The organism is Aeromonas sp. Marseille-Q5825 (assembly GCF_946892685.1).
Classification (GTDB): Bacteria; Pseudomonadota; Gammaproteobacteria; order Enterobacterales; family Aeromonadaceae; genus Aeromonas; species Aeromonas rivipollensis.
The window spans coordinates 99,640-122,537 of the sequence record NZ_CAMPOU010000002.1; the positions used below are offsets into that span (position 1 = coordinate 99,640).

Below are 22,898 nucleotides of genomic sequence, written 5' to 3' on the forward strand. Positions count from 1 at the left end.
CGAACAACCCCATAATGCAAACCGTGATTTCACGACGACAAGGTACAGGCATGATCCCCATTCGCTGCAACGCCGTTGCCGGAGTGGCACTATCTGAAATCGATGGCCAGATAAAGATGCTGCTGATGAACAGGGTCAAGGGTGGCTTCTGGTGCCATGTGGCGGGCACGGTCGAGGCGGGTGAAACCGGCTGGCAGACCATAGTGCGCGAATTTGGCGAGGAGACGGGCATCAAAGTGACCGAGCTCTATAACGGCCAATATCTGGAGCAGTTTTACGACGCGGCCACCAATTCCGTGATGGTGGTGCCGGTCTTTGTTGTCTATTGCCCACCCCATCAGGCTGTGACCCTCAACGACGAGCACACCGAGTACCGCTGGTGTTCGCTCGCCGAGGCCAAGGCGCTGGTGAGCTTTCCCGGGCAGCAGGCGCTCTATGACCATGTCTGGCACCATTTTGTGGCGCGTAGCCCCTCGCCGTTGATGAGGGTGGTGCTGCGCTGATCCGGGTCGGCTGGCATCCCCCTCGCAGCCCCTGCCGGCGCCTATCTTCCCGACACAAAGAGGATTAATGGTGCCTTCGGCCCAATGCCGTCCCGGAAGGCGCAAAAAGAGTAGCAATGATTGGTCAGAAAGGGCATATAGTGCGCCCCATGACGGGCTGAACCAGGCCAATGTGTGCGCCATGAATGGCTCATTATGAATCCCGTGAGAGGGCGCTATAGCCGTTAAATCGGTTATTTCAAGGTGAGCCATCCCATAAAATGGAAATATCGGGCCGTCAGACGTTGTGAAGCGTCAATTACCGTCATATAACTTAGCCAAATGTCCCTGTCAGTCGTAGTAGAGCCAAACCATGAACCTTCGTCCTTTTCTTCCCCTGCTGCTCGGCGCCTTCCTCCTTCCCGCCAGCATGGAAAGCGCCCATGCCAACCCCTTTTCTGCGACCTCCTCCTCCACCAACAGCCTGATAGCACCACGCACCAATCTCGCCCTGGGATCCGATGCCTTCGTGGTCGCCAACCCCAGAACCGGGGAGATCCTGGCTGAACGCAACGCCAACCGGGTGATGGCAATCGCCTCCATCACCAAGCTGATGACGGCGCTGGTGGTGCTGGATGGCAACCAGCGCCTCAACGAGATGCTCACCGTCACCATGGACGATGTGGACAGGATCAAGGGCACAGGTTCCCGCCTGGCCATAGGCTCCCGTCTCAGCCGCGCCGACATGTTGCACATCGCCCTGATGTCGTCGGAAAACCGGGCCGCCTCGGCCTTGGCGAGACACTACCCCGGCGGTCGCCGCGCCTTTATCGAGGCGATGAACGCCAAGGCCCGCATGCTCGGCATGTGGAGCACCCATTTCGCCGACAGCACAGGGCTCAACCCGCGCAACGTCTCCAGCGCCCACGATCTCGCCAAGCTGGTGGCCAGCGCCTCCAGCTACCCGCTGATCCGCCAATACTCCACCACAGAGCACAGGCTGGTGCGCAACGGCAAACGCCAGATGCAGTACCACAACTCCAACCGCCTGGTGCGGGAGGGAAGCTGGCCCATCATGGTCTCCAAGACCGGCTACATCCGCGAGGCGGGTCGCTGCCTGGTGATGGACACCCGGGTCAACAATGAACCCGTGGTCATGGTGCTGCTTCACGCCAATACCACGGATGAGCGGGTGGCCGACGCCAAGAAGATCAGAACCTGGCTGGAAACCTCGGGCCGCATGACCCTGACCGCCCAGTCCACGCCCCGCGCCAAGCTGTTCAGCAACCAGTAACGGGCACAGAAGGCCCCCGCACCGACAGGTGCGGGGGCCTTCTGATTGCGCCTCTCCCCTCGCAAGCCGGCACGACCTCTTTCCCGTCCCACTGTGATCCCGTCCTGGTTGCGCTTCGTTATGCAGGCAGAGATCGGTCAACCCAGTAAACGAGGCGGAACATGCACCTCAAACCCCATCTACCCGAGAAAGTCTGCCCCGTCTGCCAGCGTCCCTTCACCTGGCGGCGCAAGTGGGCCCGCTGCTGGCAGGAGGTGCGCTACTGCAGCGAACGCTGCCGCCGTCAGAAGGAGCACGCCTGATGGAGCTGCGCCTCATCCTCGGGGATCAACTGAACGCCGGTCACAGCTGGTTTCGCACGCCGGATCCCGCCGTCTGCTACCTGATGGCGGAGCTGCGCCAGGAGACGGACTACTGCCGCCATCATCGCCAGAAGGTGCTGGCCTTCTTTGCCGCCATGCGCGCCTTCGCCGCCGCCCTCACCAAGGCGGGCCACCGGGTCTGCTACCTGACTCTCGATGAGAGCGCCCCCTGGCCCGATTTGCCCAGCTTGCTGGCGGCCCAGATCGCCCACCATCAAGCCGAGTGCTTTGCCTGGCAGAGCCCGGACGAGTGGCGCCTTGCCAACCAGTTGAAAACCTGGGCAGCGGGCCTGCCCATCCCGACCGCCGAAGTGGACAGCGAACATTTTCTCACCCCCCGGGATGGCTGGCGGCACTACCCCCACAGCCGGATGGAGTTTTTCTACCGCGCTCTGCGCAAGCAATATGGTGTGTTGCTCGATGAAGGGGGCAATCCCCTTGGCGGGCGCTGGAACTTTGACAGCGAAAACCGGGCCAAACTGCCGGATCGCCAGCCCATACCGGCAACCCTCACCTTTGCCAACGAGGTGAGCGACATCGATGCCATGCTGACCCGCCACGGCGTCGCCACCATTGGCACTGCGGATGCCAGCGCCCTGCCCTGGCCCGTCTCCCGGCGCCAGAGCCGCGCGCTGCTTGAGCACTTTCTGGTGCACTGCCTGCCCCACTTCGGCCGCTATCAGGACGCCCTGAGCGAGCGGGGCTGGAGCCTGTTCCACAGCCGCCTGTCGTTTTCGATGAACAGCAAGATGCTCCATCCCCTCGAGGTGATCCGCGCCGCCGAATCCCACTGGCAGGCCAATCAGGCCACCATCACCCTGGCACAGGTGGAGGGCTTCATCCGCCAGATCCTCGGCTGGCGCGAGTTTGTCCGCGCCCTCTACTGGGAAAAGATGCCGGACTATGGTCGCGTCAATGCCCTGGGGGCCGAGCGCCCCCTGCCCGGTTTCTTCTGGAGCGGGCAGACCCGGATGGCCTGCGTGCGCCACGCGATCCAGCAGTCCCTTGATCACGCCTATGCCCACCATATCCAGCGGCTGATGGTGACCGGCAACTTTGCCCTGTTGGCGGGGATCCATCCGGATGAGGTGGATGCCTGGTATCTCGGCATCTATGTGGATGCCATCGAGTGGGTGGAGCTGCCCAACACCCGCGGCATGAGCCAGTTTGCCGATGGCGGCCTGATGGGCAGCAAGCCCTACGCCAGCAGCGGCGCCTACCTGGAGCGGATGGGTCACTACTGCAAGGGGTGTCATTACAAGGTGAAGGAGCGCAGCGGGCCGGACAGCTGCCCGTTCAACAGCCTCTACTGGCACTTTCTATGGCGCCATCGGGAGAGGCTCGGCAGCCACCCCCGCCTCGCCCTGCCCTATGCCAACTGGGATGGTCAGCCAACCTCCCGGCAACAGGCAATCCTGGCGACGGCGGAGCACCATCTGCTCCACCTGGAGCGGCTCTGAATCGACCGGATTTCATGCCAAAAAGTGAGAATATGACAACATTGAGAACCAGTTAACAAAATGTGAATGGTGATAATCACCAATGATAACGACACCAGTTGAATATCCTGTGGCGGCTGATTAAGGTGGAGGCCCCAGTCAAGGAGAGACAAGATGGACATAGTGGTACTCGGTGGTGGCGTGGTCGGTGTGACCAGCGCCTGGTATCTGGCCAAAGCCGGTCACAAGGTGACCCTGCTGGAGCGGCGCGGCGGGGTGGCCCTTGAAACCAGCCATGCCAATGCGGGTCAGATCTCCCCGGGTTATGCCTCCCCCTGGGCTGCCCCCGGCATTCCCCTCAAGGCGGCCAAATGGCTGCTGCAAAAACACGCACCCTTCACTGTGCGCCCCACCTCGGATCCCTTCCAGCTGCGCTGGATGCTGAAGATGTTCGCCAACTGCACCCCGGCAGCCTATGCGGTCAACAAGGGGCGCATGGTGCGCCTGGCCGAATACAGCCGCGACTGCATGAAGCTTTTGCGCGATGAGCTGGCGCTGGACTACGAGGGGCGCCAGCTCGGCACCCTGCAACTGTTCCGAAGCCAGGCCCAGCGCGATGCCAGCCAGCGCGACATCGAAGTGCTGGAAGAGTACGGCGTCCCCTACCAGTCCCTCGATGCCGACGGCTGCGAGGAGGTCGAGCCCGCCCTGGCGCGGGTGCGCGGCAAGATAGTGGGCGGCCTGCGCCTGCCGGGGGACGAGACGGGGGACTGCTTCCGCTTCACCCAGGCCCTGGCTGACGAGGCACGGCGGCTCGGGGTGGAGTTCGTCTTCAACTGCGCCATCGACGAGGTTGAACTCGCCCAGGGGCGCGCCGTGGCGGTGCGTGCCGGCGAGCAGCGCTTCAAGGCCGACGCCATCGTCTGCGCTCTGGGCAGCTATGGCACCGGCTTCTTGCGCCCCCTCGGGATTGAACTCCCCGTCTACCCGGTCAAGGGCTACTCCCTCACCCTGCCGATGACGGACGCCGATGGCGCCCCGCGCAGCACAGTGCTGGACGAAACCTACAAGGTCGCCATCACCCGCTTCGATGAGCGGATCCGGGTGGGCGGCATGGCAGAGCTCAGCGGCTTCAATCTGGCGCTCAACCCCAGACGCCACGACACCCTGGCCATGGTGGTGAGGGATCTCTTCCCCGAGGGGGGGGATCTGGAGCAGGCCGAGTTCTGGACCGGGCTGCGCCCCATGACCCCGGATGGCACGCCCCTGGTGGGCCCCAGCCCCATACCGGGCCTCTGGCTCAATACCGGCCACGGCACCCTGGGCTGGACCATGGCGGCAGGGTCGGGCCAACTACTCAGCGACCTCATCTCGGGCAGCGCCCCCGCCATCAGCGACGAGGGGCTCACCCTGGCCCGCTACGGCTAGCCCGCGGGGCGCAATGCCAGATGCAAGAGAGGGAGTGCCTGGCACTCCCTCTCTTTATTCATCCCTCTTCTATTCGCCCCCCTTCTCGGCGGCTTGGCAACCCGGCGCCAGCCCCGGCATCGACTGCCAGACCCGGGCGGGATCCGGCTCCTCGATGGCCGCCATCATCAGCCGCTCGCTCCAGCGTCTATGCAGTTGCCACAGCTGCGCCCCCGCCTCCCCCTGCCCCTTGGTGCACTGCTTGGCCACGTCCGCGGTGCGGTAGAAATAGCGCACCAGGGTGATGAGCTCTGGCTCGGGCCAGCGGCAGCCAAAGTGGCGCAGCCGCTCGGACCAGAAGGCTACCTGTCGCCCCTCGTGCTCCTGCTCGACCCCGTGCAGGGCGGGAATGAGATCCATCGCCTGCCACAGTGCCCCATAGCCGACGAAGCGCTCATCCAGCGCCTCCAGCGCCTCGTCCAGCATCAGCAGGGTCTGCGGCCAGCTGTCGGCCTGCTCGCGGATGCTCTCCTGCGCCTCGCACACCGCTGCCAGCCAGTCCAGGGCCAGCCGGCAGATGATGGCCTCCTTGTTGGGAAACAGGTGGTAGAGCGACTTGATGCCCACCCCGGCGCGAGCGGCGATGGCGTTGGTGTTGAGGGCCGCAAACCCCTGCTCCTGCAACAGGGCCAGGGTGGCCTGCTCGATGCGGCTCGCCACCTCCTGGCTGCGCAGTTGCCTGGGTTGGCGCCGCATGCACAGTTCGGCCGGCAGCACATGTTGTGACATTCTCTTCCCCCGATGCGGTCTCCGCCCCCAAGGGGCGACTGGTTGTCATAACTACATGATGAGACAAGGTAAACACAAGTCAAAAAAAGTGCAGCAATCACTGGCATTTTTCAGAATAGCTGCAATAACCATAAGTGCTCATATCTGCAGTAAAAACTGTAATTAACCCAAGGAGAGCGCGCTATGGATAGCAAACACCCCCGTCTCAGGCTGGGCGCCATCGCCCTGCTGGTGAGCGGCCTGCTCGGCTGCCAGCAAGACAGCAGTGAGCCGCCGCCCGGCAACACCCTCTATCTCAACGGCAAGATCCACACCCAGGATGGGCAACGCAGCCAGGCCGAGGCCATGGTGGTGCAAGGGGGCAAGTTCACTTACGTGGGCTCCCGCGCGGGGGCCGAGGCCTTGAAGAACAGTGCGACCCAGGTGGTGGATCTGCAAGGGAGGATGGTGCTGCCCGGCCTGCACGACAACCACATCCACCTGCTCGGCACTGTTGCGCTCGACATGTGCGATCTGGACGGCCAGAGCGTCAACCTGGATCAGCTCGCGGCCAAGGTCAGCGAGTGCCTGCCCCGCTACGCCCCGGCCCCCGGGGACTGGCTGGTGGTCAACCAGTGGTCGCCCTATGACGGCAACACCCCCACCGCCACCCATGCCACCCTGCTGGCGGCCCTGGATGCGGCGGCGCCGAACAACCCCGTGATGCTGGCCGGGGTCGACGGCCATGCCGGCGGCTACAACTCACAGGCGCTGGCGCTGGCACAGGACGAGGACGGCAATGTGGTCGGCTTCAATGCCACCACCCTGGCCCCGGGCGGCGTGTTCGAGGCCTTCATCCCCTATGTGGATCTGGCAACCGGCGTGATCCGGGACGCGGCCCGCAGCGCCATTGCAGTCCCCGACACCGGGGTGCTGAGCGCGGAGGGGGAACAGGCGGAGGCCCAGTATGACAAGATACTCCCCGCCATCTCCGAGCTGATGGCGTCCCGCGGCATCACTGGGGTGCAGGATGCCTGCGCCAACGACTTCATCCGGGAGCGGATGCTCAAGATGCAGGACCAGGATCTGCTGCACATGCGCGTCACCGCCGCCACCTGCTTCAACCAGGATGACTACAGCGGCAAGCTGGACATCGACGGGCACCTGGCCAAGGCGAACCAGGTGCGTGACGCCTTCGCAGGCAACCCCCTGATCAAGGCCGATGCGGTCAAGATCTTCCTCGACGGCGTGCTGGAGGGGGATCCCTTCACCAGCCCCCCCTTCCTGCCCAATGCCGGCATGCTGGAGAACTACCACAGTCCCCATCTGGCCCTGGATCCCGACAGCGGCGAGGTGAGCATCACAGCGGACAGCGAGGATGCGGGCAGCAACGGCATAGTCAACTACAAGGAGGCGGATCTGACGCGCTACGTCACCGCGCTGGATGGGGCCGGATTTGGCATCCACATGCACAGCATCGGCGATCGCAGCACCCGGGTAGCCCTCGATGCCCTGGAGGCGGCCCGCGCCAGCAACGGGGAGAGCGGCATCCCCCACACCCTGGCCCACTTGCAGGTGGTGCACCCGGACGATCAGAAACGCCTCGGCGAACTTGGCCTCTACCTCACCTTCACCTATGCCTGGACCACGCCCCAGCTTGCCTACGACATGCTGGTCAGCCCCTTCATCCAGCCAACCAGGGTGGGACAGTCCCTGAGCGAGGCCATCTACGACCCCATGGGCTATCTCCATGACGCCCTCTACCCGGTCGAGAGTTCGCGCCAGGCTGGCGCCGTGCTGGTGGCGGGCAGCGACGCCCCGGTGGACAGCCGGGACCCGCGCCCGTTCGAGAACATGGCCGCCGGCATAGTGAAGGCGGCCGGCAGCGGCGACGACTTCAGGGCAAGTCAGCGCACCTCCCTTGCCGAGATGCTGGCCGCCTACACCATCAACGGCGCCAGGGCGGTACGTCAGGAGGCGATCACCGGCTCCATCGAGGCGGGCAAGTCGGCGGACTTCATCGTGCTGGACCGGGACCTGTTCGCCCTGGTCAAGGCCGGCACGCCGGAGCAGATCGCACAGACCCGGGTCGAGCAGACGGTCTTCATGGGGGAGACCGTCTACCCCAAACCCTGAACAAAACGGGCCCCGCAAGGGGCCCGCTTCTTATGGCTCGCAGGCGGGCGCCTCCTCCGCCTGCCCGGGTTGCAGGGCCAGGGTGAAGAGGGCCGCCACCATGTCGGACTGGGTGATGATGCCCACCAGCCGCTCCCCTTCCACCACAGGCATGTGGTGCAAGCCTCCGTCGGAGAAGGCTTCTACCAGATCGTAGAGGGGTTGGTAGCGCCGCGCCGCCCGTACCTCCCGGGTCATCAGATCCGCCACCCGCAATTGCTCGAGCGCCTCCCGCCCCCTGGGCTGGCGGCTCTCCCTGTCGATCATCAGATCATGCAGGGTGATGATGCCCGCCAATCGGCCCTCTTCGTCCGCCACCGGCAACGCCTTGATCTGATGGTGAGAGAGCAGATCCCAGGCCGCCATGGCTGACGCCTCTGGGGAGCTGACCACCAGATCCCGCGACATCACATCCTGACAGCGCACCGTGCCCACTCGCCCCCGCAGGGCGTGCAACTGGGCCTCCTGCAGCAACTCCTGCAGATCCTGGCGGCTGATGTCGAGCAGTTCCCCGTGCTTGTCCAGGGCAAAGTCAATGTCCTGGGTGGCGAGCCGGGCACTCGGCTGGGGATCCGCCGTCTGGTGGCGATTGGGCGCCACCTTGCCGCCATTGGGATAACGGCGCCCCAGGGCGCGGTTGTAGAGCAGCCCCAGGCTCAGCAACAGCAGGGAGTTGAGCAGCACCGGCAGCAGCACATAGCCCACCCCCAGCGCCCGGATCCCCTCACCGCCGATGACGGCGGTCAGGGCCACGGCCCCGCCGGGGGGGTGCAGACTGCGGGTGAGGAACATGGCGGCGATGGCCAGCATCACCGCCAGGGCCGAGGCGAGGGCCATGTCCGGCACCAGGCTGGCACTCAGTACCCCCATCAGCGCCGAGACCCCGTTGCCCACCAGGATGGACCAGGGCTGAGCCAGGGGGCTCGCCGGGGCGGCAAACAGCAGCACGGCGGAGGCCCCCATGGGGGCGATCAGCCAGTGCACCTCCAGCCCCAGCCCCCACTGGCAGAGCCAGGCGGTGCCCAGCAATCCGACGAAGGCGCCGAGGGCGCCGTAACAACTCTCTTTGAGGCTGGTATTGGTCGATACCGGCAAAAAATCCCTGAACTGCATCCTGCTCCCGAAGACGATAACATTTATTTCAAATGCGCAATTCTAGCCAGTAACCCCGGTCCAATACCAGCCCGCCAGGGGTTGACCACCCGGCTTATCGCCCGCTGATCCTGCCGCCACCGGCTCCACGGCACTTTTTTCACCCTCTTAACGCTGGCTTAAGGGTCGGCTGTCACCTTGCTGCCATCCTCATGAACGGAGCCAAACGCTATGAAGACTCTCAGAGATGTCCTGCGCCGCTTCGATGGCCAGCGCCGCAGCTGGACCGCCGGGCTGGAGCGGGCCACCCTCGCCTGGCTGGCCAGACGGGGCCGCCTGCCCCCCTCACTTCAGGCGCCCCGGCGGATCCTGGTCATTCGCAGCACCAACCGCATCGGCAACAACCTCTTCCTGCTGCCCTTCCTGCAGCGGCTGAGACGGGATCACCCCAACGCCGAGATCGAGCTGGTGTGCAGCGGCGGCCCCTTGCTCCCCTTTCTCGCCGATCTGCAACTGGGGGCCATCCATCGGGTCCGCTTGCAGGGCAAGCAGCTGATCGGCGCCCTGGCGGTGCTGTGGCGCCTGCGCCAGCGGCACTATGACAGCGTCTATGTGCCCTTCGCCTCCAGCACGGATCACCTGATCGCCGCCTGGGCGCGGGCCGGCGAGAAGATCGGCTTTGACGATGCCAAGGGGGATGCCCTGTTCGATCAGCCCCTCAGCCCCGACAGTGGCTGCCACTACGCCCACCAGCCCCTGCAACTGCTCGGTCGCCATGGCAACCCGGCGGAGCAGATTGAGCTTGGCAGCGCGATCCAGGCACCCTGCCCGCCGCTGGCCGCGTTGCGGCGGGCTCACCCGGGCCGCCCCCTCATCGGCTTCTTCACCGGCGCCCGCAAGGGCAAGGGGCTCTCCGCCACCCAGTGGCGGCGACTGCTCGGGGATCTGCGCCGCCACAGTCCCGATGCCCTGCTGATCCAGCTCGAAGATCCGGCTTCCCCCCAACCCCTGCTGGGGGATCTGCACCTATCCCTGGCCAACATGAGCGAGCTGGCCCGCTTCACCCGCGGCCTCGCCCTCTTCGTCAGTTGCGACACAGGTCCCCTGCATCTGGCTGCCGCGAGCGGCGTGCCCTGCCTCGGCCTCTTCACCCAGACAGACCCGGCGCGCTACGGCTGCCTCGGCGCCCAGCACCGCAATCTGGTGATCGAGGATCGCAATGCCATCCCCCTCGACGGGCACTGGCTGGCCGAGGCGCTGGCGCGGGAGGCGCCATCGCAGGGGTGGCACAGGCCGCAAAGCCCAGCACCATACCCGCAAACCGGCGCCCCCCTGCTGCTCACCCCCTGAGGGGGCCTCAAGGCCCTCATGCAAAAAAGAGGGAAGGCGTGCGCCTTCCCTCTGTCGTTATCTCAGTGCTCTTGCGTTGTCTGCCGAGCAGTAAGAGGCTGCTCAGGCCAGTTCGGCTCGCAGCGCCCGGGTCGCATCGACCATCACCTTGAGGGCAGCCGTGGTCTCTTCCCAGCCGCGGGTCTTGAGGCCGCAGTCCGGGTTGACCCAGAGCCGATCGGCCGGGATCTGTCTGGCCGCCTTGCGGATAAGGTCTTCAATCCAGCCCTGGCTCGGCACGTTCGGCGAGTGGATGTCGTAGACGCCCGGCCCGATCTCGTTGGGGTAGTTGAAGCGCTCGAACGCCTCGAGCAACTGCATCTGGCTGCGGCTCGTCTCTATGGTGATCACGTCCGCGTCCAGCGCTGCCACCGCCTCTATGATGAGGTTGAAGTCGCTGTAACACATGTGGGTGTGGATCTGGGTGCTGTCCACCACTGGGCTTGCGCTCAGGCGGAAGGCGCGCACCGCCCAGTCCAGGTAAGCCTGGTGATCCTGCTTGCGCAGGGGCAGGCCCTCGCGGATCGCAGGCTCGTCGATCTGGATGATCTTGATGCCGGCGGCTTCGAGATCTGCCACCTCGTCGCGAATGGCCAGGCCAATTTGCAGGGCGGACTGCTCGCGGCTCACGTCTTCCCGGGGGAAGGACCAGCAGAGGATGGTCACGGGCCCGGTCAGCATGCCCTTCACCGGCTTGTCGGTCAGGCTCTGGGCGAACTTGGTCCACGCCAGCGTCATGGGGGTCGGGCGGTCGATGTCACGGGTGATCACCGGCGGCTTGACGCAGCGGGAGCCATAGCTCTGCACCCAGCCGAAGCGGGTGATGGCAAAGCCGTCCAGCAGCTCGCCGAAATACTCCACCATGTCGTTGCGCTCGGCCTCGCCGTGCACCAGCACGTCCAGCCCTATGGCCTCCTGGCGCTCAATCGCGTCCTTGATCTGGGCCTGAATGCCCACCTCGTAAGCACTGTCGTCGATGCGACCGGCCCGCCACTCCTGGCGCAGCAACCGGATGTCGGAGGTCTGCGGGAAGGAGCCTATGGTGGTGGTGGGCAAGAGCGGCAGCTTGAGATCATTGCGCTGGGCCTCGGCGCGTACCGGATAGGGGCTCTGGCGGTCGAAATCGCTGTTGGTGAGGCTGGCGAGCCGCGACTGCACCGCACGCTTGTGGACCCGGCTGTCGGACTCCCGATCGACGATGGGCTGGCTGTAGGCGCTGATCTTGTCCAGATCCCCTCCGTCCAGGTAGTCAGAGAGCAGCCCCAGCTCGTAGCACTTTTGCAGGGCGAAGGCGAACCAGCTGCGGGTCTGGGGATCCAGCTCGTGCTCCAGGGTCAAGTCCACCGGGCTGTGCAGCAGGGAGCAGGAAGAGGCAACCCAGAGGCGCTCGCCGAGCTTATCCTTCAGCGCTTTGAGCGTCGGCGCCAGCTTGCCCAGGTTGGCACGCCAGACGTTGCGGCCGTTGATGACGCCAGCGGAAAGCACCCACTGGGCCGGCAGATGCGGCACCAGGGTCTCCAGCTGCTCGGGGGCGGCCACCAGATCCAGGTGCAGGCCATCCACCTTGAGGCTGGTGATGATGTCGCGCTGATGGGCCACCGAACCGAAATAGGTGGTGAGCAGCAGCTTGCAGGGACCGGCCAGGCGCTCGTAAGCGTTGAGGTAAGCCAGGCGCCACTCGTCCGGCAGGTCCAGCGCCAGGGCCGGCTCATCTATTTGCACCCACTCCACCCCTTGGGTGGCGAGCTTGGCCAGGATCTCCTGATAGACGATCAGCAGGCGGTCGAGCAGCTCGAGGCGGGAGAAGCCGCTCTCTTTCTCCTTGCCTAGCCAGAGGTAGGAGACCGGGCCCAGCAGCACCGCCTTGACCGGCAGCCCCAGCGCCTTGGCCTCTTCGACCTCTTCAAAGAGTTGGCTCCAGCCCAGCTTGAAGCGCTGATCCCGGCTGAACTCGGGCACCAGGTAGTGATAGTTGGTGTTGAACCACTTGGTCATCTCGGCGGCGGCAGCTGCGGGGCCGGTGGGCGCACGGCCACGGGCCACCCGGAACAGGGTATCGAGATCGGTGTCGCTCTTACCATCGACAACATGGCGGTGACGGGCAGGCACGGCGTCCACCAGCAGGCTGGTGCCGAGCACCTGATCGTACCAGGCGAAGTCGCCCACCGGCAGCAGGTTGACCCCGGCGGTGCGCTGGGCCTGCCAGTGGCGTTCCCGCAGGCTCTTGCCCACGGCGACCAGCTCGGCCTGGGTGGTCTCGCCACGCCAGTAGGATTCCAGGGCAAATTTCAACTCGCGCTTGGCGCCGATACGGGGGAAGCCCAGGGTGTGTGCTCGTGTCATAGGTCCAATTCCTTATGCTCATTCATCTGATGGGAAACTGGATGATTTAGCCATCCAGATGTTTACACATCTAGATTGACGAGATAAGGTGGCCTTGGCTATTGAATCCTCTTCAACTGGCTCTCAAGAAATCCTCAACGACGCACAAAGGAGCAGTGCCATGGGTGTGCCCAACCAGTCGACCAGCCATCAGAACACCAACGCGGGCATAGATCTCAAGCACCTGAAGACCATCAGCGCCCTGGCCGAGCAGGGTTCACTGGCGGGGGCGGCCCTCTGTCTCAACCTCACCCAGTCCGCCCTCTCCCACCAGTTGAAAGAGCTGGAGACCCGCCTCAACCTGGAGCTTTATCTGCGCAAGAGCCGCCCCCTGGTGCTGACGGCGGCCGGCCAGCATCTGCTGGCCCTGGCCCGTCAGGTGCTGCCCGCTCTGGCCCAGACCGAGCGCCAGCTGCTGGCCCTGCACAGCGGCGATGCGGGCAGGCTGCACCTGGCGCTGGATTGCCACAGCTGCATCCAGTGGCTGCTGCCGCTGTTGCCGGGCTTTCGCCGCCAGTGGCCCGGGGTGGCGCTCGAGGTGGAGTCGGTGCCCGGCTTCGATGCCATCAGCGCCCTGCTCGGCGGCCAGCTCGACTTGCTGCTCACCTCGGACGTGCAGGCGCGCGGGGATCTGCACTTCGAGCCCCTGTTCGCCTTCGATCTCACCCTGGTGATGGCGCCCGATCACCCCCTCTGTCACCAGGCCCGGATAGTTCCGGAGGATCTCAAGCAGGAGGTGCTGCTGGTCTACCCGGTGGAACGGGCCCGCATGGACGTGTTCAGCCGCTTCCTGCAACCCGCCGGGGTGGAGCCCGCCCGCTGCAAGCCGGTGGACAACACCTCCGTCATGTTGCAGATGGCCGCCGCCGGGCTCGGTGTCGCCGCCCTGCCGCGCTGGGCCAGCGAGGAGTTCGTGCGCCAGGGCTTGCTCGAGGCGCGCCCCCTGGGCAGCGGGATCCGCCGCCATATGTACGGGGCCGTGCGGGCCGCCGATCGGGATCAGCCCTGCCTGCAGAGCCTGTTCGAGCGCATTCGCACCCAGATGGCCGAGCAATAAAAGGGTATGAAAAAGCCGCCCCAGGGGCGGCGCTCACGCTTTCTTTTCCATGTGCCTGCTCTCTGGCACCTCAGGATCCCTAGTCGCAGCTGGCGGCCCCCTGCCGTCTCGGGCAGTTGCCACAAAGCTCCCCATCCCCTCGCCTGTAGTGCAGGCAGCAGCGCTGGCGCACATAGCCAGGGAAGGCCTCATCCCGGGGGAGCGAGGCCGGACGCCAGCCCGCCAGATGCCCGGCGGGCAGGCCGCAGGCGGCGAGCCAGAGCGGCGCATGGGCTTGGACCACCTCTGGGCTTATCTCCCCGAAGAAATCCGGCACCCGCACCAGGGCCGCCAGCAGATCGTCCGCCAGGAGCGGGCGCACGAAGCCGGGGCGTAGCCGCTGCACCTCTCCAAGCAGTGCGAACAATTCCTGCCAGTGGGCCTGCAACCGCTCACCCGCCGCCTTGATCAGGGTCTTCACCTCCCCCTTGATCATGGGCTCCGCCGGCAGGCTGAAGCCGGACACCAGCCCCTCCTGATAGCCCTGTCCCATCCGATCCAGGGCGGGCACCGCCCCCACCCGATAGACGGCAACCATGGCGAGATAGATGGACTGCCAGCAGAGCATGCCCCAGCTGCGGGTCAACCAGTAGGCCGCCCCCGCCTCCGGGTGCGTCTGCTGCCAGTGGCCATGCAGGGCAGCCGCGACCTCGTTCGGGGCGCCATGAGAGGGGGCCGTCAGCAGAGCGGAGGACTCCCCCACCAACTGCCCCTTGAGGGAGGGGATGAGCCCGGCCGCCGCCGCAAACAGGGCGTCGTGATCCGCCAGCAGGGTATGCTGGCTGTGCACCGCCAGGGTGCCGAGGCCGCGAGGCAGGGCGTGCTGGTGGCCATCGGGACCCGCAGAGGGGGCATGCCCCGGCGCAGGTCCGGGGCGCAAGGTCAGAATACGTATTTGAGTCGAGCCTCCACATTGCGCTCAGCCCCGAACCAGCAGTTGTTCTGGTCGTAGCAGGAGTAGTAGGTCTTGTTAAGCAGGTTGCTGGCGCTAAGGGATGCCCCCACCCCCTTCAGGCTCGCGCTGAGGGCGGCCAGATCATAGGAGGCGGACATGTCCATCAGCAGATAATCCGGCACTGTGTCGGTGTTGGCGGCATCGAGCTGGGCCTCCCCCACGTAGCGCAGGCCGGCGCCGACCCGCATCCCCTCCAGGCTGCCGCCCGCCTGGTAGTTGCTCCACAAGGAGGCCATCTGCCTGGGCACCCAGACCGGGGTCTTGCCCTGCAAGTCTGTGGTGTCGCGGGTGATCTCCATGTCCTGGCGGGTATAGCTCAGCGCCAGATCCAGCCGGCTGGTGAGATCGGCGCGCCCTTCCAGCTCTATCCCCTTGGAGACGATTTCGCCGGTCTGCAGCTTGGGCCCGTAGACGTTGTCCGGATCCGTCACCAGGGCGTTCTCCTTGGTGATATGGAACGCCGAGATCGTGGCTGTCTTGCTCATGTCCTCGGAGAGGAACTTGAGCCCCCCCTCCCACTGGTGGCCGGTAGAGGGATCGAACGCCTTGCCGCTCTTGTCCGCCCCCGGTACCGGTTCGAAGCTCTCGGCATAGCTCACATAGGGTGACAAGCCGTAGTCCAGCTCGTAGAGGGCGCCGAGGCGGAAGGAGAGGTTGTCCTGATCGACTTGGGCCAGGGACTGGCTGGCGGCCCCCAGGTAGAGACCGCGGCTGTCGGTGTCCATCCGGTAGCTGTCGTAGCGGGCGCCGCCTATGGCCACCAGCCGGTCGAGGCGTACCTGATCCTGCAGATAGACGCCGGTCTGGGACTGACGGATGGTCTTGCGATCCTCATAGGAGAAGGCCAGGGCATCGGGCCGGATCTGGTTGTGGTCCGGGTTGAAGATGTCGATGGCGGGCGCAGAGTAGTCGAGGGTGTCCTGATAGAGGATGCGCGCGTCCAGATATTGATAGTCGACCCCGAGCAGCAGGTTGTGCTGGGCCGGCCCCGTCATCACCTTGCCCGCCAGCTGGTTGTCGATGACAAAGCCCTTTGAGGCCTCGTCGGTCAAATAAGCGTTGCGGGCCAGGGTGCGGTTGTCCGCCGCCAGGGCCGCGTTGTAGGTGTTGCGCTGATAGGCGGAGGCATCCATGTAGCGGGCGTTTTGCAGCACCTGCCAGTTCCCGTTGAAGTCGTGGCTCAGCTTGTAGCCGAGCAGGGTCACATCCCGGTTGTACTCGTTCCAGTTCTGGTCGCCGAGGAAGGTATCGCTGCCAAGCTGCCCCAGGGGGTTGCTCTTGACCGAGCCGCTGGCGGGTACAGTGGTGTAGATGCCCGCCTCGGGGTCTTTCTGGTAGTAGAGGTTGAGGTTCAGCAGGGTGCGCTCGCCGAGCTGCCAGTCCAGGGAGGGCGCAAAGACGTAGCGCTCCTCCTCCGAGGTCACCGCCTGCCCCTCCTTCTGGCGGGCCAGCCCCACCACGCGGTAGGCGAGCTGATCGTTGATGGCCCCAGTGCTGTCGAGGGTCATCTCCTTGAGGGTGCCGGTGCCGGTCGCCACACTCACACTGTGATTGCTCTCGCGCTGCGGACGCTTGGCAATCAGGTTGACCATGCCACCGGGCGGCATGCTGCCATAGAGCACCGAGGTCGGCCCCTTGAACACCTCCAGCTGCTCTATGGCCACGGGATCTATCTGGGGTTGCAGGTTCCACTCGTTGTACTGCAGCAAGAGGCCGTCATAGAAGTTCTGGTAGTTGTCAAAGCCGCGGATGTTGAACAGATCCAGCCGGTTGACCGCCCCGCCGCGCAGCTCGGTATTGACCCCGGGCACGTAGCGCAGCGCCTCGCTCACCGAGCTCACGCCACGCTGTTCCAGGGTCTCGCTGTCCACTACCGAGATCGCCTGGGGCGTCTCTATGGGGTCGAGCCGGGTCTTGGTCGCGGTGTTGCGATAGGTCTGACCCAGCACCGTCAGGGTCTCGTCAGCCAGCGCCGCGTCCTGGCTGGTGGGCGCGGCGGCCAGCACAGAGCCTGCCAACAGGGTGGAGATGGTCACGGCGACCACGGTCAATGGGGGGTGAACAAGTTGCATCTGATCCTCGACTGCCTACTGCATGTGAATAGTAACAAATATCATTTGCATTTTATTGTTCTAAATTGCCCCGGAATTAACAATTTGGGGCATGTTGGCGGGTCAGTGACAAAGAAAGGGGGAGAGAAGGGCGCCATCTGACTTCGTGACGAGTGAAATAGAGTGCAGGGGAAGCCAAATGGAGAGGATGCGGCCTTGGGCTGGTCTGGATGCGCTTTCGCCGGAGTGGCCTCAAGGCCCCCTGCCCTGCTGGCCGAACCGGGCCGGATCAACCCTCGCATCCGGCCTTTGATTTAGAGTTTTTGCTCTTTTTTCATCCACACCCTTGATCCGGGTCAAGCCCTGCCGACAGGGATGACGATAGTATGCGGCCCCTTTTATCAGTCCTGTTTGAGACGATACGAGGCCAAACGATCACGCCAATGAATGACATCATCAATAAAGATCTGCACTGTCACACCCAGCTCCACGTCTCCTTCGCCGTGATAGTGCTGACCCTGCTCACCGCCCTGGTGGGGGTCAGCTGCAGCATCCAGCGTGCGGCCGAGGTGAAGTATCACAAGGTGGCCGCCATGTTCGTGCACAACATGGCGACCCAGTTCATCGCGTTGCAATTCAAGCCGCTGGAGCACGTCCTCAACGAGACCGGCAGCTTTATTGACAAGCCCGCCCTGCAGGCCTTCCTCGGCAACGGGCACGCCCCCCTTCGCATGACCCTGATGCAAACGTTGTCCCTCACCCCCTATGTGAAAAGCATCCTGGTCGCCGATCAGCAGGGGCGTTTCAACTCTGTCCCCCACCTGCCGGTCGAGGCGGACTTTGATGCCAGGGAGCGGCCCTGGTTCAAATCCGCGACCTCCCGCCCCCTCTTCGTCAGCTACACGGACCACTACGCCAGCAGGATTGACCAGCAGCGGACCATTTCCGTCTCCCGGCCCATCGTCGACAGGGAGGGCTTTCCCCTTGGCACCCTGGCCATGGAGCTAGATCTCGAGCAGATGAGCCATCCCCTGCGCCTGCTCAAGAGCCCCCTCAAGGGGGAGTTCTATCTCATCGCCCGTACCGGCGACACCCTGCTGCACGCCAATGTGGGCAACCTGTTTCACCGCCAGCTGGCGCCACGGCTCATCGCACAGATGACCAACGGGGCCGACCATCTCTATGACGCCGAACACCAGACCCATGTCTACTACTACGCCTTCTCCAACCCGGACTGGTTCGCCATCTACACCGTCAGCGACGCCGAGTTCAAGGAGGCCAGCCACAGCGAATCCTATCAGTTGCAGATCGCCGTGGCGGGCTGCCTGCTGATCTGCCTGCTCTGCTGGGGCTCACTGCGCCATGCCATCAACAAGATGATCGTCGAGATCATCGCCCTGATGCGCGTCGGCCGCATCGACATGAGCAAGCCAGGAGAGCTGCTGCGCCAGGAGATCCAAAGCGCCCATCACCAGATGCAGGAGGCCGTCGCCGCCTCCAACACGGATGCCCTGACCGGCCTCTTCAATCGCCGCAGCTTCGATCAGGATCTGGCCAGCCATCTGGCTGACGGCCGCCCCTTCTCCCTCGGCATGATAGATCTGGACAACTTCAAGTCCATCAACGACCAGCTGGGGCACCTGGTGGGCGACAGCGTCCTCCAGGCCGTGGCGCAGGAAGGGATGACGGTGGCCGACGGCCTGGCCAGGCTCTACCGGTACGGCGGGGAGGAGCTAGCCATCCTGATCCCGGGGGAAGACGAGGCCCAGGCACTGGCCCTGCTGGAGCGCTGGCGCCTGCGAGTCCTGCAGCGTCAATGGCGAGAGGCCGGATTGGTGGTGACCTTCTCGGCGGGGCTGGGGCTGTGGCGCCATGAATCGGCCGCACAGCTGATAGCAAGGGTCGATCGGGCACTCTATCAGGCCAAGGAGGCTGGCAAGAATCGGGTTCACCCTGCGGGCTGACGGGGCTGACGGGGCTGGCCGCCTGAGATCATGCAGGCGGCATGAGGGGCCTCGCTGCCGAGCTTAGCGGGGGGCTATGGGCAGCCAGTACTCCATGGAGGCATCGGGTTGCTGGCCGTCAAAGCCCGGGGCATAGCGCTCCAGCTCGAAGCCATCCAGCCCGCGATAGCTGGAAGAGGGCAGCCAGTGCAGGATGAACCAGTTGAGGCTCTGCCCCAACTGGCTGATGGGGCCCAGGTGGCCCAGCACGGCGTACTCCTGTGCCGGTACCCTGAGGCGCGCCAGCCCGGGGCCGGGCTCGCTCCCCTCCTCTGCCGCCACCCCGGCCCAGTAAGGCAGCCGCTCCCCCCCCCGACACGTCCACCACCCCGAGCAGCTCGCTGAAGGACAGGCGCCCCCCCGCCTCGCGCCAGGCGCCCCAGATGGCGGGCACCGTCTGCTGAAAATCGGGCGCCTTCGCAAACAGGCCCCGGATCTCCCCCCTGACGCCGTGCAGGGTGAACCCAGGCCGGCTCTCCACCCGCACCTGCACCAGTCTGGGGGGACTGGCCAGGGGCATGGGGACCCGTACCAGGGGGGTACGCAGCCCCAGCCGCAGGCCCCGCTTGCGATAGGCCAGGGGGGAGCAGCCAAAGTGCTGCTTGAAGGCCCGGCTGAAGCTGACTTCCGAGCCAAAACCGTGGTTCAGCGCCAGATCCAGCACCCGCTGACGGCTCGAGAGCAGCGCCTCCGCCGCCAGGCTCAGCTTCAACTCGCGCACATAGTGGGCCACCGTCTGGCCGGTCTCGTGCAAGAAGACCCGCTGCAACTGCCAGCGCGACCAGCAGCTCTGCTCGGCCAGCTGCTCCAGCGACAGGGGCTGATCCAGGTGGGCGTGAATGTAGTCGAGCACCCGCTCGATGCGGGTGAAATGGGGGCGCGTGTGTGGCGCCGGGTCTGGGAAAGCGAGGGAGCTTGTCATGCTGTGGTCGGGCTCTGTGCCGGCGAAGGGGCGCAGTCGCCCAAGTGGCCACATTAAACATGGCCGCCGTGCCGGGGGCAAGCCTTGTGCGGCCCCGGCAACCCCGGCGTCTGGCCGGTGGCGGCCCGGATCCCTCGCGAGCACTCTCCCCCAGGCGCCCCCTTGTCACAAAAGTGACGCCTTTCCCTGCCACATTGTTTGCAAACAAGGTTGTCAATTGCCCCCAGGGGCACAGTTCAACTCGTGATATGCAGGGAGAGCCAAGATGAAGAAGATTGCCTTGATCACCGGAGCCCGCGGCGGCATCGGATCCGCCATCACCACCGCCTTGCTGGCTCAGGGGTATCGCATCATCGCCACCCACTCCAGCGTCAACAATGCGGCGGCCCACGACTGGTACGCAGAGCAGGGCTATCACCAGGATCAGGTGCGGTTGCTGGCGCTGGACGTGGCCGACACCGCCATGTGCCGCGAGACCCTGGGCCGCCTGCTGCAAGAAGAGGGCCGGGTGGATGTGCTGGTCAACAACGCCGGCATCACCCGGGATGGCGCCTTCAAGCGGATGGCGCCGGATCAGTGGTTCGAGGTGATCCACACCAACCTGTGCAGCCTCTACAACGTGACCCAGCCGCTGTTCGACGCCATGTGCGAGCAGCGCGATGCCCGCATCATCAACATCTCCTCGGTCAACGGCCAGAAGGGACAGTTCGGTCAGGTCAACTACTCGGCGGCCAAGGCGGGCATGCTGGGCTTTACCAAGGCGCTGGCGGCGGAAGGAGCCCGCTTCGGGGTCACGGTCAACGCCATCGCCCCCGGCTACACCGCCACCCCCATGGTGGCGGCGATCCGCACCGACATCCTCGACAGCATCAAGGCCGACATCCCCATGCGCCGCCTCGCCAAACCCGAGGAGATAGCCGCCGCCGTGGCCTTCCTCGCCAGCGAAGCGGGGGCCTATATCACGGGGGAGACCCTGGCCATCAACGGCGGTCTCTATATGAAGTAGCGCGGGACAAGCGGGACCCACAGGGGGCAGCCAACGGGCTGCCCCCTGCTTTTGGTCGGTGCTACAAGGGGCGCGCCGTCCCCCCTGGCTCGGCGAAATGGCTGCGCAGGGCGGTGATCACCCGCCGCACCTTCTCGGGGATCTCCCGCTGCGGCGTGATGGCGTGGATCTCCATGGGCGGCACCCGAAAGCCCGGCAGCAGTTCCAGCAGGCGGCCCTGGGCGAGATCCTCGCCAACCTCCCCCTCGGGTTGCAGGGAGATCCCCTGCCCCGCCAGGGCAAACTGGCGCAGAGGCAGGACGTTGTTGCAGAGCACCCTGGGTTTGAACCTCACCCTGTGCTCGCCCCCTCGCTCGTCAAGGAGCAGCAAGCCGCTCCCCAGCATGTCGCCACTGAGCCAGTCGTGCGCGGCCAGATCTGCCGGGGTGCGCGGCGTCCCCTTGCGCGCCAGGTAGGCGGGGGCGGCGCAGAGCAGCATCTTGGTCTGACCCAGCTTGCGGGCCACCAGGGTGGAGTCCGGCAGGGTGCCGACCCGCAGCGCCACGTCGATGCGCTCTTTGATCAGATCCCGCTTCTCGTCGTCGGCGATGATCTGGATACAGAGGCCCGGATGGGCCTGCAACAGGGGCGACAAGGCCAGCGCCAGCGGCTGGCCCGCCATGCCCACGGGCGCGGTGATCCGCACCTCCCCGAGCAGGCTGTCGCGCACTTCCGAGAGGCGCAGCTCGGTCTGGTTGAGGGTCTGTTGCAACGACTGGCACCCCTGCCACACCACCTCCCCCGCTTCGGTCAGGCTGAGGCGGCGGGTGGAGCGATGGAGCAGGGTGAGACCGAGCAGGCTCTCCAGCTGGCCTATATGCTGGCTGACCGCGGAGGGGGTCATGCCGAGGGCCTTGCCGGCCCCCGTCATGGTGCCCGCCTCCACCACGGCGGCGAAGATGGCGTAACGTCTGAGCTGATCCATTATTAAATCCAGCTTACAAGTGAATGCAATTTAGAGGTGATTATTAAATCACATCCGGGGGCGTAGGATAGCCTCATTCCCACAGTGAAGGAGACGTCTCCATGAAAATTGCCCTCATAGGTGCCAGCGGTTTTGTCGGTTCAGCCATCCTCGATGAGGCCGTCAGCCGTGGCCACAGCGTCACCGCCATAGTGCGCGACACAAGCAAAGTCGCCCCCCACCCGCAGATCACCACAGTGGCGGTCGATGCCCAGGACCCGCAGGCGCTGGCCGAGGTGCTCAAGGGGCAGGATAGGGTGATCAGCGCCTACAACCCGGGCTGGACCGCACCGGACATCTACGACCAGTACCTCAAGGGCGCCAGCGCCATAGTCGAGGCAGCCAAAGCCGCCCACAGCTGGTTGCTGGTGGTCGGTGGTGCCGGCAGCCTGGAGATAGCCCCTGGCGTGCAGCTGGTGGATACTCCGGACTTCCCGGCCGAGTGGAAGCAGGGCGCCCTGGCGGCCCGCGACGGTCTCACCGCCCTGCGCCGCGAAGCCGCCCTCGACTGGCGCTTCGTCTCCCCGCCCGTGTTCCTCGAACCCGGCGAGAAGCGCGGCGGCTACCGTCTCGGGGGCGATCAGGTGCTCTTTAGCGGCGACAAGCCTGCCGGGATCACGGTCGGGGATCTGGCGAACGCTGTGCTCAACGAAGCGGAACAACCGGCTCACCTGCGCCAGCGCTTCACCCTGGCTTACTGAAGACACTGACCGGTGCGCACCGAGCGGGCGCTAGCCCTCAATCCTTTGCGCCCCACCAACAAAGGGGAGGCTGATGCCTCCCCTTTGTTCATTCGCCTCCCACGGGCACTGTGCCCTCCCTGCCCCCGACCCCAGGCGGATTCAGGGGCAAGGCGATCGGCAGGAGCGCATTTCTCCGTGCAATCGACAGGCTGCCCTACAGGACTCGAATTCTATTTCGACTTTTGTATATAACTAAGAATATTTTGTTGCTTCCACCTTATAACTCCGAACAGTAGCATCCCCCTCAACCCAAATGGTGCCATCGTGAGCCACAGACCCCGACTCCTGCCACGAGCCACACCGTCGTCTTTGTACCGGATCCTCGGGAC

17 protein-coding genes and 1 pseudogene are annotated in these 22,898 nt (G+C 65.1%); 11 read left to right on the plus strand and 7 right to left on the minus strand.

Annotation, left to right across the window (positions count from 1 at the left end):
- Positions 1–50: 50 nt before the first annotated feature.
- From OC537_RS07200 to OC537_RS07220, 5 genes are all read left to right on the plus strand, one after another.
- On the plus strand, positions 51–503 hold the full coding sequence (locus OC537_RS07200; protein ID WP_262110613.1) for an NUDIX hydrolase: 453 nt from the start codon (positions 51–53) through the stop codon (positions 501–503).
- Between the two features lie 352 nt (positions 504–855).
- Complete coding sequence (gene pbpG, locus OC537_RS07205) at positions 856–1,776, plus strand: D-alanyl-D-alanine endopeptidase (protein ID WP_262110614.1); 921 nt, start codon at positions 856–858, stop codon at positions 1,774–1,776.
- A gap of 161 nt (positions 1,777–1,937) precedes the next feature.
- Entirely contained in the window at positions 1,938–2,078 is a 141-nt protein-coding gene (locus OC537_RS07210) for a DUF2256 domain-containing protein (protein WP_163137860.1), read from the plus strand.
- Entirely contained in the window at positions 2,078–3,598 is a 1,521-nt protein-coding gene (locus OC537_RS07215; protein ID WP_262110615.1) for a cryptochrome/photolyase family protein, read from the plus strand. The genes OC537_RS07210 and OC537_RS07215 overlap by 1 nt, the downstream gene beginning before the upstream one ends.
- A 153-nt stretch (positions 3,599–3,751) precedes the next feature.
- The gene (locus OC537_RS07220) at positions 3,752–5,005 is read left to right on the plus strand and encodes a D-amino acid dehydrogenase (protein WP_262110616.1); all 1,254 of its coding nucleotides are present in this window, start codon (positions 3,752–3,754) and stop codon (positions 5,003–5,005) included.
- Between the two features lie 69 nt (positions 5,006–5,074).
- Here the strand turns inward: OC537_RS07220 and OC537_RS07225 are convergent, their stop codons facing one another.
- Positions 5,075–5,773 (minus strand): TetR/AcrR family transcriptional regulator, encoded by a 699-nt coding sequence (locus OC537_RS07225; protein WP_262110617.1) that lies wholly within the window; start codon positions 5,771–5,773, stop codon positions 5,075–5,077.
- 183 nt (positions 5,774–5,956) lie between these two features.
- Between OC537_RS07225 and OC537_RS07230 the strand changes: the two genes are divergently transcribed.
- The gene (locus OC537_RS07230; RefSeq protein ID WP_262110618.1) at positions 5,957–7,888 is read left to right on the plus strand and encodes an amidohydrolase; all 1,932 of its coding nucleotides are present in this window, start codon (positions 5,957–5,959) and stop codon (positions 7,886–7,888) included.
- A gap of 30 nt (positions 7,889–7,918) precedes the next feature.
- Here OC537_RS07230 and OC537_RS07235 read toward each other — a convergent pair whose 3' ends face one another.
- Complete coding sequence (locus tag OC537_RS07235) at positions 7,919–9,040, minus strand: HPP family protein (protein ID WP_139744278.1); 1,122 nt, start codon at positions 9,038–9,040, stop codon at positions 7,919–7,921.
- Between the two features lie 210 nt (positions 9,041–9,250).
- Between OC537_RS07235 and OC537_RS07240 the strand changes: the two genes are divergently transcribed.
- On the plus strand, positions 9,251–10,369 hold the full coding sequence (locus OC537_RS07240; protein WP_262110620.1) for a glycosyltransferase family 9 protein: 1,119 nt from the start codon (positions 9,251–9,253) through the stop codon (positions 10,367–10,369).
- Between the two features lie 102 nt (positions 10,370–10,471).
- Here the strand turns inward: OC537_RS07240 and metE are convergent, their stop codons facing one another.
- A complete protein-coding gene (metE, locus tag OC537_RS07245) occupies positions 10,472–12,751 on the minus strand; it encodes a 5-methyltetrahydropteroyltriglutamate--homocysteine S-methyltransferase (RefSeq protein ID WP_262110621.1) in 2,280 nt (759 codons plus the stop codon).
- 160 nt (positions 12,752–12,911) lie between these two features.
- Here metE and OC537_RS07250 point away from each other — a divergent pair, with 160 nt between their 5' ends.
- A complete protein-coding gene (locus tag OC537_RS07250; protein ID WP_234690918.1) occupies positions 12,912–13,847 on the plus strand; it encodes a LysR substrate-binding domain-containing protein in 936 nt (311 codons plus the stop codon).
- Between the two features lie 79 nt (positions 13,848–13,926).
- Here the strand turns inward: OC537_RS07250 and OC537_RS07255 are convergent, their stop codons facing one another.
- Positions 13,927–14,703 (minus strand): siderophore ferric iron reductase, encoded by a 777-nt coding sequence (locus OC537_RS07255; protein ID WP_410050463.1) that lies wholly within the window; start codon positions 14,701–14,703, stop codon positions 13,927–13,929.
- A gap of 65 nt (positions 14,704–14,768) precedes the next feature.
- A complete protein-coding gene (locus OC537_RS07260) occupies positions 14,769–16,913 on the minus strand; it encodes a TonB-dependent siderophore receptor (protein ID WP_262110622.1) in 2,145 nt (714 codons plus the stop codon).
- Positions 16,914–17,335: 422 nt separating this feature from the next.
- On the opposite strand from OC537_RS07260, the gene OC537_RS07265 reads away from it, so the two are divergent.
- Positions 17,336–18,856, plus strand: a complete 1,521-nt coding sequence (locus OC537_RS07265; protein ID WP_262110623.1) for a sensor domain-containing diguanylate cyclase — start codon at positions 17,336–17,338, stop codon at positions 18,854–18,856.
- A gap of 63 nt (positions 18,857–18,919) precedes the next feature.
- Here OC537_RS07265 and OC537_RS07270 read toward each other — a convergent pair.
- A pseudogene (locus OC537_RS07270) lies at positions 18,920–19,898 on the minus strand (helix-turn-helix domain-containing protein).
- Between the two features lie 184 nt (positions 19,899–20,082).
- On the opposite strand from OC537_RS07270, the gene OC537_RS07275 reads away from it, so the two are divergent.
- On the plus strand, positions 20,083–20,823 hold the full coding sequence (locus OC537_RS07275; protein WP_262110624.1) for an SDR family oxidoreductase: 741 nt from the start codon (positions 20,083–20,085) through the stop codon (positions 20,821–20,823).
- Between the two features lie 61 nt (positions 20,824–20,884).
- On the opposite strand, the gene OC537_RS07280 is transcribed toward OC537_RS07275, so the two are convergent.
- Positions 20,885–21,787 carry a LysR family transcriptional regulator gene (locus OC537_RS07280; protein WP_262110625.1) on the minus strand — a complete coding sequence of 301 codons (903 nt, stop codon included), beginning with the start codon at positions 21,785–21,787 and terminating at the stop codon, positions 20,885–20,887.
- Positions 21,788–21,888: 101 nt separating this feature from the next.
- Between OC537_RS07280 and OC537_RS07285 the strand changes: the two genes are divergently transcribed.
- Entirely contained in the window at positions 21,889–22,527 is a 639-nt protein-coding gene (locus OC537_RS07285) for an NAD(P)-dependent oxidoreductase (protein WP_262110626.1), read from the plus strand.
- Positions 22,528–22,898: the final 371 nt, after the last annotated feature.